The sequence below is a fragment of the Sphingobium phenoxybenzoativorans genome (assembly GCF_001757355.1).
Lineage (GTDB): Bacteria > Pseudomonadota > Alphaproteobacteria > Sphingomonadales > Sphingomonadaceae > Sphingobium > Sphingobium phenoxybenzoativorans.
Window position 1 is genome coordinate 24,038 of the sequence record NZ_MINO01000010.1, and the last position, 17,088, is coordinate 41,125.

13 protein-coding genes are annotated in these 17,088 nt (G+C 58.6%); 12 read left to right on the plus strand and 1 reads right to left on the minus strand.

Annotated features, from left to right (window positions below):
- Positions 1-12 precede the first annotated feature (12 nt).
- From BHQ40_RS07600 to BHQ40_RS07655, 12 genes are all read left to right on the plus strand, one after another.
- Entirely contained in the window at positions 13-1,158 is a 1,146-nt protein-coding gene (locus BHQ40_RS07600) for an FAS1-like dehydratase domain-containing protein (protein ID WP_070154497.1), read from the plus strand.
- A 107-nt stretch (positions 1,159-1,265) separates the two neighbouring features.
- Positions 1,266-2,867 carry a carboxyl transferase domain-containing protein gene (locus BHQ40_RS07605; RefSeq protein ID WP_070154499.1) on the plus strand — a complete coding sequence of 534 codons (1,602 nt, stop codon included), beginning with the start codon at positions 1,266-1,268 and terminating at the stop codon, positions 2,865-2,867.
- A gap of 5 nt (positions 2,868-2,872) precedes the next feature.
- On the plus strand, positions 2,873-4,744 hold the full coding sequence (locus BHQ40_RS07610) for an acetyl-CoA carboxylase biotin carboxylase subunit (RefSeq protein ID WP_070154641.1): 1,872 nt from the start codon (positions 2,873-2,875) through the stop codon (positions 4,742-4,744).
- Positions 4,744-5,196: a MaoC family dehydratase gene (locus tag BHQ40_RS07615; RefSeq protein WP_070154501.1), complete on the plus strand. Its 453-nt coding sequence runs from the start codon at positions 4,744-4,746 to the stop codon at positions 5,194-5,196. Before BHQ40_RS07610 ends, BHQ40_RS07615 begins: the two co-directional genes overlap by 1 nt.
- Before the next feature lie 14 nt (positions 5,197-5,210).
- On the plus strand, positions 5,211-6,053 hold the full coding sequence (locus BHQ40_RS07620) for an HpcH/HpaI aldolase/citrate lyase family protein (protein WP_070154503.1): 843 nt from the start codon (positions 5,211-5,213) through the stop codon (positions 6,051-6,053).
- 213 nt (positions 6,054-6,266) lie between these two features.
- Complete coding sequence (locus BHQ40_RS07625) at positions 6,267-7,934, plus strand: GMC family oxidoreductase (protein WP_070154505.1); 1,668 nt, start codon at positions 6,267-6,269, stop codon at positions 7,932-7,934.
- Positions 7,935-7,972: 38 nt separating this feature from the next.
- A complete protein-coding gene (locus tag BHQ40_RS07630) occupies positions 7,973-9,100 on the plus strand; it encodes a 3,4-dihydroxy-2-butanone-4-phosphate synthase (RefSeq protein ID WP_070154507.1) in 1,128 nt (375 codons plus the stop codon).
- Positions 9,101-9,648: 548 nt separating this feature from the next.
- A complete protein-coding gene (locus BHQ40_RS07635) occupies positions 9,649-10,335 on the plus strand; it encodes a class II aldolase/adducin family protein (protein WP_070154509.1) in 687 nt (228 codons plus the stop codon).
- 148 nt (positions 10,336-10,483) lie between these two features.
- Positions 10,484-13,105 (plus strand): TonB-dependent receptor, encoded by a 2,622-nt coding sequence (locus BHQ40_RS07640; RefSeq protein WP_070154511.1) that lies wholly within the window; start codon positions 10,484-10,486, stop codon positions 13,103-13,105.
- Between the two features lie 12 nt (positions 13,106-13,117).
- On the plus strand, positions 13,118-14,482 hold the full coding sequence (locus BHQ40_RS07645) for an LLM class flavin-dependent oxidoreductase (protein WP_070154513.1): 1,365 nt from the start codon (positions 13,118-13,120) through the stop codon (positions 14,480-14,482).
- A 22-nt stretch (positions 14,483-14,504) separates the two neighbouring features.
- Positions 14,505-15,638 carry an ABC transporter substrate-binding protein gene (locus BHQ40_RS07650; protein WP_139139222.1) on the plus strand — a complete coding sequence of 378 codons (1,134 nt, stop codon included), beginning with the start codon at positions 14,505-14,507 and terminating at the stop codon, positions 15,636-15,638.
- Positions 15,639-15,653: 15 nt separating this feature from the next.
- The gene (locus BHQ40_RS07655; protein ID WP_070154517.1) at positions 15,654-16,424 is read left to right on the plus strand and encodes a GntR family transcriptional regulator; all 771 of its coding nucleotides are present in this window, start codon (positions 15,654-15,656) and stop codon (positions 16,422-16,424) included.
- 30 nt (positions 16,425-16,454) lie between these two features.
- On the opposite strand, the gene BHQ40_RS07660 is transcribed toward BHQ40_RS07655, so the two are convergent.
- The gene (locus BHQ40_RS07660; protein WP_070154518.1) at positions 16,455-17,081 is read right to left on the minus strand and encodes a chromate resistance protein ChrB domain-containing protein; all 627 of its coding nucleotides are present in this window, start codon (positions 17,079-17,081) and stop codon (positions 16,455-16,457) included.
- Positions 17,082-17,088: the final 7 nt, after the last annotated feature.

Consider the following 17,088-nt stretch of genomic DNA (forward strand, 5'->3'; position numbering starts at 1 on the left):
AGGAGTGCCGACATGGCAACGATAGCTGCTGAATCCACGAATAAGTTTCCAAAGATCACCGAGGCGGGCTTGGACGATCTCCGTAAGCGCATCGGTATTGCGATCACGGATACGGTCGAGCCCTGGAACTACGAAGCGACCCGCGATGGCATCCGCCATTATGCGCACGGCATTGGCGATGATAACCCCCTGTGGTGCGACCCGGCCTATGCGGCGAAATCGCCTTATGGCGAAATCGTTGCTCTGCCGAGCTTCCTGTTCTCGACCAGCCGTATCGTGTCCGGATATTGCGGCGGCCTTGCCGGCGTGCACGCCATGTGGGCGGGCGCTGACTGGACCTGGCACAAGCCGGTTCTGCGTGGCGACACCATCTCCACTCAAGCGTATCTGAAAGATCTGATCGAGCATCAGACCCGTTTCGCGGGACGGTCTTTCCAGCAGATCTATCACACCGACTTCTTCAACCAGCATGGCGACAAGGTTGCGGAGTGCGATAGCTGGGTGTTCCGCACCGATCGTGACGAAGCGCGCGAACGCGGCACCAAATATACCGAGGCGCGCGGCCGGGTTGAGCCGTTCACCGAAGAACAGCTCCAGGAATTCTACAAGCTGTATGAAGCTGAAGAAATCCGCGGCTCTACCCCGCGCTACTGGGAAGACGTCAAGGAAGGCGAGGCACTGCCTCGCATGATGAAGGGGCCGATGACGGTCACCGGCTTCATCGGTTATGCGCAGGGTTGGGGCGGCCTTTACATCCGCACCAACAAAATCGCGTACAAGATGTTCGCCAAGCATCCGGGCCTGGGCATCAGGAACCGTTTCAATGTTCCCGATTGCCCTGAGCGCGTGCACTGGGATGAGCCGTTCGCTCTCGAAGTGGGCGCGCCCGGCGCGTACGATTACGGTCCTGAGCGTTGCTCCTGGCTGACGCATCACCTCACCAACTGGATTGGCGACAAGGGCTTCCTGCGCCAGAGCAAGTGCCAGATCCGGCGCCACAATCCGGACGGTGATGCGGTGTTCATCGACGGCTCCGTGACCCGCAAGTTCCAGCAGGACGGACGCAACCTGGTTGAACTCAGCCAGTTGGCGACGACCCATCGCGGCGAAACATCCGCGATTGGTTCCGCAATCGTCGAGCTGCCCTCGCGCAGCTAAATGAGATAGCCGCGCGGCCAATCTTTGGCCGCGCGGCGCTCAGCCAATGCTGCGGTGCCTGATACGCGGCTTCCAGTGCCATAAGAATAAGAACGGCCTCTTTTGCGATGACAGTTTTGCAGAGCCTCTTTGACGGGGCTTCAGACGAGAGCGCGGCGCGTGCTGCGCACAATCGAGCGCTCGCCGATGAGTTGCAGGCTCGTGTTGCGACAGCGGCGCTAGGCGGGTCGGAAGCGCATCGGGCGCGGCATGTCGCTCGTGGCAAGCTGTTGCCGCGGGACAGAATTCATCGCCTGCTGGATCCCGGTTCTCCATTCCTGGAGATCGGTCAGCTCGCGGCCAATGGCATGTATGATGAGGAGGGCGGTCCTCCGGGTGCTGGCGTGATTGCCGGCATTGGTATGGTGCGCGACCGTCATTGCATGATCCTGGCCAACGACCCGACGGTGAAGGGCGGCGCTTATTTCCCGATGACGGTGAAGAAGCATCTTCGTGCGCAGGAAATTGCGCGCGAAAACAAACTGCCCTGCATTTATCTGGTCGATAGCGGCGGCGCGAACCTGCCGCATCAGGCCGAGGTGTTTCCTGATCGCGAACATTTTGGCCGCATCTTTTATAACCAGGCGCAGATGTCGGCTGAGGGCATTCCGCAGATCGCCTGCGTGATGGGAAGCTGCACGGCCGGTGGCGCCTATGTTCCCGCCATGTCGGATGAGACTGTGATCGTCCGCAATCAGGGTACGATTTTCCTGGCCGGTCCACCTCTGGTGAAGGCGGCGACCGGGGAGGTGATCTCAGCCGAAGAATTGGGCGGCGCGGAAACGCACGGCCGCAAGTCCGGCGTCGTCGATCATGTCGCGGAAAATGACGAGCATGCGCTGTTGATCGTTCGAGACATTGTGGCGACCTTGCAACCGCTGTCGCCTGCCTCGGTGAACGCGGCCAAGCCGCGAGCGCCGAAATATGATCCGGCCGAGCTATACGGCATCGTACCGTCCGACGTGCGTGCGCCCTATGATGTGCATGAGGTGATTTCGCGCATCGTCGACGGCAGCGAGTTTCACGAATTCAAGGCGCTGTACGGTACGACCCTCGTTTGTGGCTTTGCGCATATCTGGGGCATGCCGGTGGCGATCCTGGCGAATAATGGCGTGCTGTTCAGCGAGTCTGCTCTCAAGGGCGCGCACTTCATCGAACTCGCCTGCCAGCGCCGTATTCCGCTGCTGTTCCTGCAGAATATCTCCGGCTTCATGGTTGGCGGCAAATATGAGGCGGAAGGGATCGCAAAGAACGGCGCGAAGCTCGTCACCGCCGTCGCCACCGCCAGCGTACCGAAGATCACCGTACTGATCGGCGGCAGCTTCGGCGCGGGCAATTATGGCATGTGCGGCCGCGCCTATCAACCCCGCTTCCTGTTCACCTGGCCCAATGCGCGGATCAGCGTGATGGGCGGCGAGCAGGCGGCGAGCGTCCTCGCCACCGTTCATCGCGACGCTGACAAATGGAGTGCTGACGAAGCGGAAGCTTTCAAAGCTCCGATCCGCCAGAAATATGAAGATGAAGGCAATCCCTACTATGCCACTGCGCGGTTGTGGGATGATGGCATTATCGATCCTGCCCAGACGCGCGACGTGTTGGGGCTGGCTTTTGCCGCCTCTCTGAATGCCCCAATCCCCGAACGGCCGCAGTTCGGCCTGTTCAGGATGTAATGGTCATGATCAAATCGCTCCTCATCGCCAATCGTGGCGAGATCGCCCGCCGCATCATCCGCACCGCGCGAGATATGGGCATTCGGACCATTGCAGTGCATTCGGATGTCGATGCTGACATGCCCTTCGTGCGCGAAGCGGACGATGCGGTTTGCATTGGCCCCGCACTGGCGCGGGAATCCTATCTTGTGCAGGCGAAGATACTCGACGCCGCGAAAGCGACCGGGGCAGAGGCTATACATCCTGGTTATGGCTTCCTGTCCGAAAACGCGGAGTTCGCCGAAGCAGTCGAGGCTGCCGGAATTATCTGGGTCGGTGCGCCTGCTCATTCGATCCGTGCAATGGGTCTGAAGGATGCTGCGAAGAAGCTTATGGTCGAGGCCGGTGTGCCGGTCACGCCGGGCTATATGGGCGAAAACCAGGACCCTGCCCATTTGAAGGCCGAAGCGGATCGGATCGGATATCCCGTTCTGATCAAGGCGGTCGCAGGCGGCGGCGGCAAAGGCATGCGCAAGGTTGATGACAGCGGCCAGTTCGCTGACGCCCTGCTATCCTGTCAGCGCGAGGCTTCCGCCTCCTTCGGCGACGACCGCGTATTGATCGAGAAATATATCCTTGGTCCGCGGCATATCGAAGTGCAGGTCTTTGGCGATCGCCATGGCAATGTCGTCCACCTGTTCGAACGGGATTGTTCGCTTCAGCGCCGTCACCAGAAGGTGATCGAGGAAGCCCCGGCTCCGGGCATGGATGCGGCAACCCGCGCTGCCATTTGCGAAGCCGCGATCAAGGCCGCGAAGGCGGTCGATTATGTTGGCGCCGGCACCATCGAATTTATTGCCGATGCATCAGAAGGACTTCGCGCCGACCGCATCTGGTTCATGGAGATGAACACCCGTCTGCAGGTCGAGCATCCGGTCACAGAGGCGATCACCGGCCAGGATCTGGTGGAATGGCAGTTGCGGGTCGCGTCGGGCGAACCGTTGCCGCTGCGCCAGGACCAGCTTTCGATCAATGGCTGGGCGATGGAAGCTCGCCTCTATGCAGAAAACCCTTCGACAGGTTTTCTCCCATCGACCGGGCCTTTGACCCGGCTGCGCCTTCCGGAAAATATCCGGGTCGATAGCGGTGTCGAAGAAGGCGGTGAAGTGTCGCCTTATTATGATCCGATGATCGCCAAGCTGATTGTTGCCGCACCAAACCGTACGACGGCGGCCGCCAAGCTCGCCGAGGCGGCAGGGACGGTCGAGGTATGGCCTGTGCGCACCAATGCGGCCTTTTTGGCGCGGGCGGCGGCCGATCCCGATTTTGTCGCGGGTCATATCGATACCGGATTTATTGAGCGGCATGCTGATCGCTTGGTCCCCGCGACCGATCCTTCGGCGAAGGTCCAACAGGCGGCCGCCAAAGCGCTTCTTCCTGCGGACCCACTTGATCCCTGGAAAGCGATCGCCGGTTTTCGCGCAAATGCCGCGCCGGAAAACCGGGTCGCGGTGGAAATTGCCGGACATGGGCATGTGGTTGAACTGGATGGTGCGGAACCTTCGGGTGCGATTTGCGACGTCCGGGACGAAACGCTGTTGTTCATTGATGGTGAGGCATGGCCCATCAACGCTCCACAGGCTGATCATGCCGGAGGCGGCGGAGCCGTTTCGGACGGTGCGCTACTTGCGCCTATGCCGGGCAGGGTGATCGCTGTTGAGGTGACCCAGGGCGACAAGGTTATCAAGGGGCAGAAACTTCTGGTGCTTGAGGCCATGAAAATGGAGCAGGCGATGCTTGCGCCGTTTGATGGTGTCGTTGCCGAATTACAGGTCCGGGCTGGGGGCCAGGTGTCGGAAGGCACTGTGCTGGCGCGTATCGAGAAGGAAGAAGGCTGATGGCTGGGCGCTGGTTTGACGAATGGCAGGTAGGCGACAGGATCGTCCACGAGATACGTCGCACCGTCACCGAAACGGACAATCTGCTGTTTTCGACGATGACGCACAATCCGCAGCCATTGCACATTGATGTAGAGGCGGCAAAGGCCAGTGAGTTTGGCCAGATCCTGGTCAATGGCACTTTCACCTTCGCCCTGATGATTGGCCTTTCGGTGGGTGACACTACTCTTGGCACGCTCCTGGCCAATCTGGGGTATGACAAGCTGGTGATGCCCAAGCCGGTTTTCATCGGCGACACCATGCGGGCAGAAACGGAAGTCGCGGAAATCCGGGAATCCAAATCCCGTCCGGAAACCGGCATCGTGACCTTCCGCCATGTCTTGCTCAATCAGCGTGATGAGATCGTCTGTCAGTGCCTGCGGTCTGCCCTCCTGCGGAAAAAGCCCTCTTAAGGATATTCCACGTCATGAAACTTCGCTCGCTGCTTTTCGTCCCCGGAGATCGTCCAGAGCGAATGGAAAAGGCGCTGGGTCTGGGTGCTGATGCGCTGATCCTCGACCTGGAAGATTCTGTCGCAGAGTCCGCGAAAGGTGCCGCGCGGGATCATGTCAGTGCATTTCTTGCCAAGCCCCGCGATCATGGCGTCACCATTCTTGTCCGGGTGAATCCGCTGGATGGTCCCCATGCAGAGGCCGACATTGCTGCAATTGCCACAGTGAAGCCGGATGCCGTGGTATTGCCGAAAGCGGAGGGCAGCGCATCGGTGAAAAAGCTGATGACTCTCCTTTCCGGCAAGGGCTGTTCGGCTCCTATTCTGCCTATCGCAACCGAAACGCCGGCCGCTATTTTCACGCTGGGAAGCTATGGCGATGTCGCTGATCAGCTTTGCGGCCTGACCTGGGGGGCAGAGGACTTGCCCGCAGCCATAGGAGCCGCCACCAGCCGGGATGAGCAGGGGCAACTGCTTCCACCCTATGAGATGGCGCGTTCCCTCACCCTGTTTGGGGCGCACGCCGCTGGCGTAGCAGCGATAGAAACGGTTTATCCGGACTTCCGCAATGTCGAGGGAATGACTGCCTATGCCGCGCGCGCAGCGCGCGATGGCTTTACGGGCATGATGGCGATCCATCCCAGCCAGATAGCCATTATCAATGCCGCATTCACGCCGTCGGAATGCCAGATCGCCCATGCCAGGGGAGTCGTGGAAGCATTTGCCGCCAACCCCGGCGCCGGCGCGCTTCAGCTTGACGGAAAGATGATCGACGCACCGCATCTGAAGCAGGCCAAGGCGCTTCTTGCCCGTGCCTGACGGCGGCGAACCCGGCGGACTTTTCCGCAGCGGGTTCATCATGCGCCAAGCGAATGCGAAATTCGGTTACGTTGTTGTTTCCCAGTATAAAAGTTGTGCCGACTTGTGGGCTATTCCGCGCGTTCCTAGCTGCACCCGGCGCCACAAGAGGCTTGCGATCCTGCAAGGCCGACGCTGCCCACATGCAAGGGCACGGCGCGGAGGAATGCGGACGTGACCCAACATTACGATTATATCATTATCGGCGCCGGTTCTGCCGGCTGCGTGCTCGCCAATCGCCTGAGCGCCGACCCTTCCTTATCCATATTGCTGGTCGAGGCCGGGCCGTCCGACAATAGCTGGCTTGTCGATATGCCGCGCGGAATTGGCAAGCTTCTGACGCCCGGCAACGCCCATGTCTGGACCTATGAGGCGGCGCACAGCGGCAATAAAAAAGCTGAGATATGGCTTAAGGGCAAAACCCTGGGTGGATCGAGTTCCGTCAACGGAATGCTCTATGTACGGGGGCATCCAAGCGACTATGATCGCTGGGAGGCGGCGGGCTGCACTGGCTGGGGCTGGAGCAGCATGAAGCCGGTGTTCGAGGCCATGGAAAGCATTTTCGAGGAGCGGGCGGATAAGCGCAGCGGCAATGGTCCGTTGAAAGTCACGTTGCGCGCGGAGAGCGGCAATCCGCTCAGCGAAGGCTTCATTCAGGCGGCGCAGTCGATTGGTCTTCCGCGTTTCCTGAACAATAATGAGGCGTCTGACGGCGGTGTTGGTTATCAGCCCGCAAGTATCTGGCGCGGCCGGCGGCAAAGCGCGGCGAAGGCGTTCCTACATCCGGTGCGTTCGCGGCCCAATCTGCATATCGTAACGAATACCGTCGCGTTGCGCATCGCCTTTAAGGGAATAAAGGCCACTGGGGTCTGGTTGAAAGGGCCGAAAGGGGAGTATCTGGCCGAGGCGGGATGCGAGGTCATTTTGTCCGGTGGCTCGATAGAAACGCCCAAATTGCTGCAACTGTCCGGCGTAGGGCCTGCCGGACTTCTCAGCGGTCTTGGGATTCCAGTCATTGCCGACCGGTCTGACGTAGGCGAAAATCTGCGTGAGCATTTCCTTTTGCCCAACGTCTATCGCGTGACAGAGGGAAGCTTCAATAAGGATTTCCGTGGCGCCCGGCTGTTGGCCAATGTTCTGAAATATGCCCTGACGGGTTCCGGGCCGATGGCCAGCGCGGTTGCGGATGTGGTGGCTTATGCAAAAACGGACGATCGGCTGACACGGCCGGACGTACAGATCGGGCTGGGGCTGCAATCGCTTTTGCCGTCGGAGCATGGCGTTGGCGTGATGCGGGAGCCGGGTATTTCGCTGGTCTCCTATCTCATGCATCCGCAGAGCCGTGGCAGCGTCCGGATCAACTCGGCCGATGTGGACGCGCCACCCTCTATCGATCCCAACTATCTGGATGTGGAGGCTGACCGGGCGGCGGCCGTCGCCATATTGAAGTTGAATCGCGAACTGATGAGCCAGCCTGCATTGCGGCGCTTTGTGGTAGAAGAACTGGTCCCAGGTCCGGACGTCGCAAATGATGATCAGCAGATACTCGATTTCGTCCGGCGATCAGGCTCCACCGGATTTCATGTGTCCTGCACCTGCCGCATGGGCGCAGACGATCAGTCGGTGGTTGATCCAAAACTGCGTGTAAGGGGCGTAAGCGGGTTGCGGATAGCCGACACGTCGATCATGCCAGAACTCACATCGGGTAACACCAACGCCCCGGCAATGGCGATCGGGTGGCGCGCGGCGGACATCATATTATCTGAGAACAAGGCGGCAAAAGATATGGGCGCCCGTGGGCAGCGCGGGGGCACAGATTCTATCGCTGCCTCATCCTCCTGAATGCTTCACGTGATCACACTCTACGGAACAACCGAACCATGACAGACAGCAAGACAGCTTCATCGATCACTGCGATCAGGGATATCATTTCCGAGGCGCGGAACGGCCGTATGGTCATCCTTGTCGATAGTGAGGATGACGGCAGCGTGGGCAATCTGATGATCCCTGCCCAGATGACGACACCGGCGTCGATCAACTTCATGGCGACGGTAGGCAGGGGGTTGGTATCCTTGGCCATCACACCATCCCATGCCGACTTTTTCGGGCTATCGCAGATCGATCCGCGGGGTTCATCATCGGGGCAGGAACGGTTTACCGTTTCCATCGAGGCGCGGGAGGGCGTTACGACCGGCATTTCGGCAAATGACCGCGCACGCACGGTCGCAGCCGCGATCGACTTCACGACTGGGCGTGACGGACTGACGACGCCGGGCCATGTCTTTCCGATCATCGCGAGCGCTGGCGGCGTGTTGGAAAGAGCGCGGCGAGCGGAAGCTGCTGTCGACATTGCGAAGCTGGCGGGCTTCAACGCCTCCGGCGTGATCTGCGAGATACTGGATGCTGAGGGCAATGTGATGCGCTTGCCCGACATATACGACCTTGCCAAAGAACATGGGCTGAAAATCGGCACAATACGCGACCTCGTATCGTACCGCCGGGAATATGACCATGACGTGGAGAAAGTCACCGAAACCGATTTTGAAAGCCGGTTCGGCGGACATTGGCGGCTGATGGTCTATCGCAACCGCGCCAGCGGCAGCGAAACCCTGGTGCTGGTCAAGGGGCAGATCGCAGCATCCAGTGAACCAATATTGGTCCGCATGCATCAGCATAGTTACCTTGCGGACTCGCTGGGTGCGATCGGGAACAGAGCGGGGTTGCTGGAAGCGGCGATGGTGCAGATTGCCGAGGCTGGTAAGGGCGTCATCGTCCTTATCAACAAATATTCCTCGACCTATTATTCCGATACCATGCTGGCGCGTGTCGCGGGTAGGGCGCCGATCGAGACGACCGATTTTCGCGATTATGGCGGGGGTGCGCAAATCCTTGCCGAATTGGGGCTGAAGGAGATCATCCTGCTGTCCAACCGGCATACTTCATCGATGGCTCTAGTCGAATATGGGCTGAAAATCGTTGGCGTTAACACCATCGACCTTCCGCAGTGATCTTGGTCTGGAGTCCAATCAAGATTGCTACGTCATAGATGCATTTCGTTCGACAAAATGGGAGGCCGCCGGACATCCGGCGGCCTTTTTGCTGCTTGATCGGCATATGTTGGTTAGACGCATCCTAAATTGGATTGGTGCTGCGAGGAGACAACTTGCTCTGGCGGTTGAGACCGGTCGGCAGGTGACGCGCGATTGGCGATAACCATGAAAATTCCCCGCAAGGCCATTCCGAATTTGCCTATATTATGCGTCCCAAAGCGCATCCTGCCTGCCGCGTATTTGGAGTGATGTAGTCTGGCTTCACGATTGCATTATTGTTCTGGATAGCCGGAAACGAAACAGAGAACATCGATTATTCCCATAAAATCAAAGGGAAATGCCATGCGCTTAACGAACGGACATGCGCCATTCGCCCACCGGAATGTCCGTCTCATATAAAGTCATATATATGACATAGATGACCTATCAAAGCTGGGAGAAATGCTTTCTTGGGACGCCATAGCCTATTTTCTATCAATTTAGTTGTAATTAATTCGGAGGCATTCATGGCGACGTCCCTCTCATTCGCTGATCCAGATACGGATGCAGAACTGGCCGCATTTATCGAAGGTGTCCGGAAGGACGTGGCGCACGCAGCGGAAGTCCTGACACGGACAGGAACGCTGGTGGCAAGCTCGACAGGGTTCATCCTGCAACGCATTCCGGGGCAGGAACGGTCGGTTCTGGCCAACTATCCCGATCCCTGGACAGGCAATCTGCCGATAACCGTCATCAACTTCGATGGGTCGGGTGACGAAAAGCTGGCTTCGGTTGCAGATACGATGGCCGGTTTCCAGCAGGTGTTCGTCGTCCACCCGGAGATCACCACGATCATCCATATCCATACGCCATATCTGGGCGCCTATGCGCATTCACACACGGAATTTCCGCTGAACTATGCGGCTGTCGCCCGGCATACGCTGTCGCGGACCATGCCTGTTCTGATCGATCGCAGGCCCAATGAAGGCGTATTGATCATCGAGCATTTGAAACGCGACCCGCATTTGCGCGGTGTGATCGAGGGGAATGGAGGCGCAACCCTTTGGGGTGATGGCGTGATCCCCACAAACAAGTTCATCCTTCTGGCCGAAGAAGGCGCCAAATGCCAGGTGCTCGCCGCAGCGCTGGGCGGTACGCGCGAGTTCGGGCCAGCGGTGCTCGATGAGCAGTGGGCGCGTACCGGCCTGCGCTGACGCGTAAGGCCGTCCAAAACCATCATACGGACAATCGGGTCGGGCGTCCTACTCCGGTCTGATTTCGATCTCTTTCACATTCCGCTTCTGCCGGCGCTCAGCCGGCGGCTTTCGCGCGCTATGTGCTTGACCAAGGCAAGCCTCAACAATGTCTATTCTTATCCATGATCACCGGCAGGCTCATATAGCGCTCAGTCTCGCCCTATTGGGCAGCATTTCAGCGTCACCCGCTACACATGCGGCTGAAGCTGAGGACGTCGATGCAGCGGACAAGGCGGCCGAGATTATTGTCACTGCTGCAGGGCGGGAAAGCGATGTGCTGCCGCATCGGCCCAGCTCCTCCATCTACGGTGTCGACGGCACGGTTTTGGATACGCCACGAAGCGTGTCGCAGATTTCGCCCGACCAATTGCTGCGCGATGCAATCCGTACAACCGACGATTTTGTGAAATATGCCCCGGGCATCACGCGCGGCGGTGGCCAGAACGTCAACGCCACTCCATTCATTCGCGGATTGAAGTCCGACATTTTCCAGAACGGGCAGCGGATTTACGTCGACACGCTCGATCATCCGGTGAACTTCAACGCGTTTGAAGGCGCGGATATCGTCGCAGGACCTTCCTCCGTCATTTTCGGGCCTGCCGGGGGCAGCGGCGGTTATGTCAATTATCTCGCCAAACAACCGCATTTCGATGCCCAGCATTCGGAAGTGCGTGCGGAGATCGGCACCTGGGTTCCCGGCGACAAATCTTTTTCGGATTTTGGGCTGACGTTGGATACGGGTGGCCCGATCCGGAAAGACTTGGCCTATCGCATCAGCATACGTGGCAAACGCGGCGGCACTTATTACGATAATATCCGCAACAACTATAACAGCTTCTACGGCGCGCTGTCTTACAGGCCAGGCAATTCCATACGCATCGACTGGAACGGTTCGTTCGACAATTATTATGACTTCAACGCCACGCGCGGATGGAACCGCAACACGCAGGAACTGGTCAGCAATTTCGGCAGCTATTATGGCGGACGGGCGACGCCGATCATCAGTAGCCCTAATGTTGGCCTTTGGTCGCCTGTGTTTGCATCCAGCGATCCGACCTCTCCGACTATCGGCTGGCAGGCCCGTACGCCCGCAGGGCAGGGCCGCTATGTCGCGGGCGCAGTGCAGACGACGCCACTGCCCAGTGCGGCAATCGAAAATGCGGGAACAATTCTGGGCTGGGTCTATGATCCTTCAATACCCGGAAATGGCCTCACCCGGATAGGAGCGTCGCAAGGATCCGGCCGTCGCGAGGACAAGAACACGGCAAAGCGATATATCTCCCAGCTTCGTATCGGCGTTGACCTGTCCAGTAACTGGAATCTGCTGTCGAGCAGCTATTTTCAGCGCTCGGTAAGCACCACGGATTCCGTGGGCGCATTCTTCTATCAGAATCGCAGCACGGTTCTGGACCAGCGCTTCGAAGTGCGGGGCAAGCTGGACTTTGAACTCGGCGGGGTGAAGATCGGTCTGCAAAGCAATAGCGGCGCTGCAATACGTCATTTTAAATATGAGGGGCTTTCGGCGAACAACAGTTTCAACTTTGACCCCTATGATCTGACGCAGGACCCCTCGCTGGTGCAAAGTCCGGGGCGTCTCTATGGCCTGACCCAGCGCGATCCCAATTCGTCGGGTTCATGGATTGGTACGCCGGGTGTTCCCCAGCTTTCGCCCTATGTCGGTTATCTCAACATACCGCCCATGTATCCGGTCAATGACGGCTTCTATGCCGAGGTTGGCGGATTTCCTTTCCCTAGCGGGGCGGGAATCTACACAAGCGCCGGGCGCATGACGAACTACAGCCTGTTCACGCAACAGAATCTGAGCATCGGCGATCATGTTTCGATCAATCTTGGCGGCAACCTGACCAACATCCGCGCCAAGATATTCAATCCGGTCGTGATCAAGCCCGGCCAGGAAGCCAGTGATACGGGGAGCTATTGGCTGCCCAGCTATCAGGCGAGCCTGGTGATCAAGCCGAGTGACCGCAGTTCAATTTACTTCACCTATGACCGGTCGGAAGCGGTGAACCTAGGCATATTCGGCAGCTTCCTGATCTGGGGCTTTGGCAACACGCTCGACAGCAATGCTTTCCATAGCGTGAGCGAATTATATGAGGCTGGCGCGAAGTTCGAGGCAATCCCCGACAAGCTGTTTCTCTCGACGGCCGGCTTCATCCAGTATCGCGATCTTTCACCCGACCAGTTCGGTAATATCGCCCGAGTGCGCATCAAAGGTGTGGAGGCGGCGGCCCGCTACGAGGCGTCAGAACGGCTCTCTGGCGGCCTGAACTTCACCTATCTCGATCCGATCCAGACCTATGTCATGCCTTTCGGCTATACGCAGCAGGGTTTCTTCGCCGATAATGCGACGGCGTGGGGTGACCTTGGTGTGCTCAACCCTTTTCCGGCCGGCCGCCACCCGCTTCCCGGCCTGCCAAAGACGTCGATCAATGGCTATGTCGATTATAAATTCACGAAAAACATCGGCGCTCAGGCCGCTTTCTGGCTGACGGGGCCGTGGTACACAGACCTTAACAAGACGGTACGCATCCCAACCGAACATAATGTCGACCTGAGCCTCTATTATCGCGATGAGAGATTCGACTCCAGGATCAGCGTCCTCAACATCACCGATCAGAAGAATTTCCTGAGCGCGCTGACAGGCGCCGGGTTCCTGCAACCGCTGGCGCCGACTTCGGTCCAGGCGACCATCGCTTATCGTTTCTGAAGGAGCAAAGTCATGTCCAGGCGGCAAGGTCACCTCCATCTTACCCTGGTGCTTCACCCGATGGGCATTCATCAGGCCGGGTGGGCGCATCCCAAGTCCGTTTTCGGCAATAAACTGTCCGATTATGTGCATCTGGCGCAGCTCGCGGAAAATGCGCGGTTTGACGGGATATTCCTGGCCGACGGACCGTCGATGATTTCGGAGGATATGGAGGAGGGGAGCCGGCATCCCTATGGCGATGGCTTTGAACCGCTGACGCTTCTGTCTGCCCTATCCGCTGTCACCAGCCGCCTCGGTCTGATTGCGACGGCAAGCAGCACCTATAGCGAACCCTATAATGTGGCGCGGCAGTTCGCCTCTTTGGATAGATTGAGCAACGGCCGGGCGGGGTTCAACCTCGTCACCACCGTCAGCACGATCGCAGCAGCGAATTTTGGACGCACCCATCCGCCGCACGCCGAACGCTATGAACGCGCTGGCGAATTTATCGAGGTCCTTGAGGGCCTTTGGGACAGTTGGGAAGATGACGCCTTCATTCATGATCGGGATGAGGGGCGCTATTTCGACCCGGCCAAGGGGCATCTACTGAACTATAGCGGCAAGCATTTCTCCGTACGCGGGCCGCTTAACACTGCCCGGCCGGTGCAGGGCCACCCAGTGAAGGTGCAAGCGGGCGCTTCGGAAGTTGGAAAGCGACTGGCGGCACGCACCGCTGATGTGGTGTTCACCGTGTCGCAAACGCTTGAAGAAGCGAAGGCATTTTATAGCGATATCAAGCAGCTTGCGGCCGGATATGGCCGCAATCCCGATCATGTCCGCGTGCTTCCCGGCGTGGTGCCCTTTATCGGCCGGACGGAGGAGGAGGCGCAGGAGCAGTTCGAATATCTGCAAGACTTGCTCCATCCCGCATCGGGCGTCGCGAAATTGTCCGCCGCATTTGGCTTGGATCTAAGCGGATATCCCCTTGACGGCCCGTTACCGGATCTTCCGGCGACCGAAGCCAGCAAGGGTATGCAGGAATTGCTGACGTCCCTGGCGCGTCGCGAGAATATGACGCTCAGGCAACTCTATAAGCATGTGTCGGGGTCGTTCGGCCATCGCATGTTGATCGGCACCGGTAAGACCGTCGCTGACCAGCTTGAAGAATGGTATCATGCGGAGGCTGCCGACGGTTATAATATCATGTTCCCCTACCAGCCGGGCGGCATGGAGCAGTTTGTCGAGCATGTATTGCCCGAACTGCAGCGCCGGGGGGTATTCCGTACCGAATATGAAGGCGGCACCCTGCGTGAGCATCTGGGACTTCCGCGTCCGGATAACCGTCACGTCTTACGACATGACCCCGCGCGGGAACGCGCTGTCGCCACTGCAGATTGATCGACAGGAAAAGCTCAAAGACATGGCTGCAACTTCACAAGCATCGGCCGTGCGCGACGGCGCATTGTCCGAAATATGGTTCACACGGTGCCCGGTCCCGACTGCGACAGGACTGGCCTATAAGCTCGGTTGGCTGGACGCGGAGTTTGCGCGGGACGGCATACAGGTCAAAACGCTTCAGGACGCGCCGCAGGCGCTAGCGCGCCATCATTATGATCATCGCATGCCAACCCTGGTCCGTGAGGGGGGCAACCTTCTGGCGCTTGCTGCGCGTGCTCAGGGTGAGGACACACGGCTGGTCGGGTTGACCTGGATTGAAGACAGCCAGGTGATATTGGTCAGGCGGGACAGTGGCATCGCCACAGCCGCCGACTTGGCCGGAAAGCGGCTTGGCCTCCCGACCTTCACCGAACATCCGATCCCGGAGCATGTCCGTGGCATGAGCATAACACGGGCCATGTCCTTGATGGGATATAAGGGCGCGCTGGCTTCTGCAGGTTTGACGTTCGACGATGTCGAACTGGTTGAGGTGAATGGCACGATCGGCAATGTGCAGGGCGCGCGGCTGGGGGATGGGCCGATCCAGATGTGGGCCTATGACGCACTGGCCAAGGGGAAGATCGACGCGCTTTATGTGAAGGGCGCTTCCTCCCTCGATGACGCATATGCTGCTGGCCTGACTGTCGGTATCAATCTGGACAAGCTCCCGCACCCTCATTTCCGGGTGAATAATGGCACGCCGCGGCCGATTACCGTGCACCGGCGTTTTATCGACGAGCATTTCGACTATTTGGTGCGGTTTTTCGTGCAGACGCTGGCGGCCGCGGATTGGGCGAGAGAGAATGCGGACGACGTACGCCGCATTGTCGCACAGGAGACGCGCGGAACTGACGGCGCGGTGATTGATGGCTATGGCGAGGCATTCCATCATTCTCTGCAGCCCGAATTGTCGTCCGAAAGGATCGAACTTCTTGCCCAGCAAAAGAAGGCGCTATGGCTCCATGGCTTCTTGGAACGAGATTTCGATCTGGCGGAATGGATTGACCCCCGCCCCCTGGAGGAAGCAAGGCGGCGGCTCGATGCGGGGCTGACATTGCCGGCGAAGGCCAATAAGGGGGATTTTATTGGCGCAGGAACGGCTGACCTCTCTACCTGAGCGGCAAATGGAGGAATGGTGAAATCAGACGTGTCGGATCGACTGGACCGGTCTGTAGCCGCTGAGGGCAAGCTGTATGAGATTGTCCGCAGTCGCATCCTGAGCAAGATGCAGTCTGGCGAATGGCGAAGCGGCGAACGGCTTCCCGCCGAACCCGAACTGGCGTTAATGTTCGATGTCAGCGTCGGGACAGTGCGCAAGGCGGTCGATACTTTAGCTGAGCAACGCATTCTGACGCGCCGCCATGGCAGCGGGACCTATGTCACGGGGTCAACGCGCGAAACATTTCTCGATTCGGTATTCAGCTTCGTTGATCGCAAGGATCGCCGCATTGATACGACCTTCCGCGTTGTATCGATGCGGCTGACGTCGCCCAGTGAGGAAGCCGCGGAGGTTTTCCGCCTTGGCCCAGGCCAGAAGGTATTCCGGCTGAGAAATATCCGTCTGGTCGACAATGTCCCGCTGCTGTTCGATGATATCCAGGTTCCGCAGAATCGCTTCCCGCATCTTACAGTGCGGGATTTCCGGGAGGCTGACGCTGGAACGACTGTGCTCGACCTGTTGATGAAACAGTCTTCTGGTCATGTTGTGCGTGTCGAGGAACGGATCGAGGCGATCGGCGCAACGGCGTCCGTCGCGGAGATGTTGCAGATCAAGCCCAATGCGCCTCTGCTGCACATTGAACGGATCGCCTATTCGTTCGGTAATATCCCCGTCGAGCTTCGAAACCGCCTCGTCCACACAAAGGCGGCGCGTTATTTCAACAATTGGGGCGTGAAGTCATAGGGCCGTTTTTACACGCCGCCTTCGCGAATATTATCGATCCCGCAGGCGCTGCAGGGCTGGGGCCAAAGCTTCTGATACGGCAAATTCAGTATTGGGACCAAGTTTCGCGCCGCTTGCCCGGATGTCGCTAGCCAGCGTGACGGAGAACGCCGTGCGCCACATGCCGGCACCCATTTTCGCGATGCCGGCGTCTTCCTCATAATTCTTGGACAGTGATCGCCCCTGCACGAGCGCATATACCGCATCATAAAGCATCAGGCTCTTTTCCAATGCTTCCTCATCCGTGGCCGCCGACAGCACCACACCCTCAACAATTGCAAGAAGGCCGACCACGACCTCTCCGGGAAAGCCATGACTGTCCGGTTCGTTTCGGTTGAACAAATAGGATAGTCCGGAGGCGACAATATCCCCCACGGTTTTCAGATGAGGGTCGGAGAGAGAATATTTTCGCAGGATTTTCTCGAAGGTCGATCCCGACTGGTCATGGCTCGACAATTCGATACCCGGAAGGCCGAACTGGATGACATTTGAGTCCAGTTCAGCACCCCCACTATGACCCAGGAACAGAAATTCGGCATCGGGATCGACGAAGCGCTTGATGAGCCATGCCGAGATGGCCCGGTCGAAATGGATATGTTCGCGGGTCGCCCAACGCATAGTCTAT

Coding starts and splice junctions, on each gene's coding strand:
- BHQ40_RS07600 (WP_070154497.1), top strand. CDS start 13: ATGGCAACGATAGCTGCTGAATCCACGAATAAGTTTCCAAAGATCACC.
- BHQ40_RS07605 (WP_070154499.1), top strand. CDS start 1,266: ATGACAGTTTTGCAGAGCCTCTTTGACGGGGCTTCAGACGAGAGCGCG.
- BHQ40_RS07610 (WP_070154641.1), top strand. CDS start 2,873: ATGATCAAATCGCTCCTCATCGCCAATCGTGGCGAGATCGCCCGCCGC.
- BHQ40_RS07615 (WP_070154501.1), top strand. CDS start 4,744: ATGGCTGGGCGCTGGTTTGACGAATGGCAGGTAGGCGACAGGATCGTC.
- BHQ40_RS07620 (WP_070154503.1), top strand. CDS start 5,211: ATGAAACTTCGCTCGCTGCTTTTCGTCCCCGGAGATCGTCCAGAGCGA.
- BHQ40_RS07630 (WP_070154507.1), top strand. CDS start 7,973: ATGACAGACAGCAAGACAGCTTCATCGATCACTGCGATCAGGGATATC.
- BHQ40_RS07635 (WP_070154509.1), top strand. CDS start 9,649: ATGGCGACGTCCCTCTCATTCGCTGATCCAGATACGGATGCAGAACTG.
- BHQ40_RS07640 (WP_070154511.1), top strand. CDS start 10,484: ATGTCTATTCTTATCCATGATCACCGGCAGGCTCATATAGCGCTCAGT.
- BHQ40_RS07645 (WP_070154513.1), top strand. CDS start 13,118: ATGTCCAGGCGGCAAGGTCACCTCCATCTTACCCTGGTGCTTCACCCG.
- BHQ40_RS07650 (WP_139139222.1), top strand. CDS start 14,505: ATGGCTGCAACTTCACAAGCATCGGCCGTGCGCGACGGCGCATTGTCC.
- BHQ40_RS07655 (WP_070154517.1), top strand. CDS start 15,654: ATGGTGAAATCAGACGTGTCGGATCGACTGGACCGGTCTGTAGCCGCT.
- BHQ40_RS07660 (WP_070154518.1), bottom strand. CDS start 17,081: ATGCGTTGGGCGACCCGCGAACATATCCATTTCGACCGGGCCATCTCG.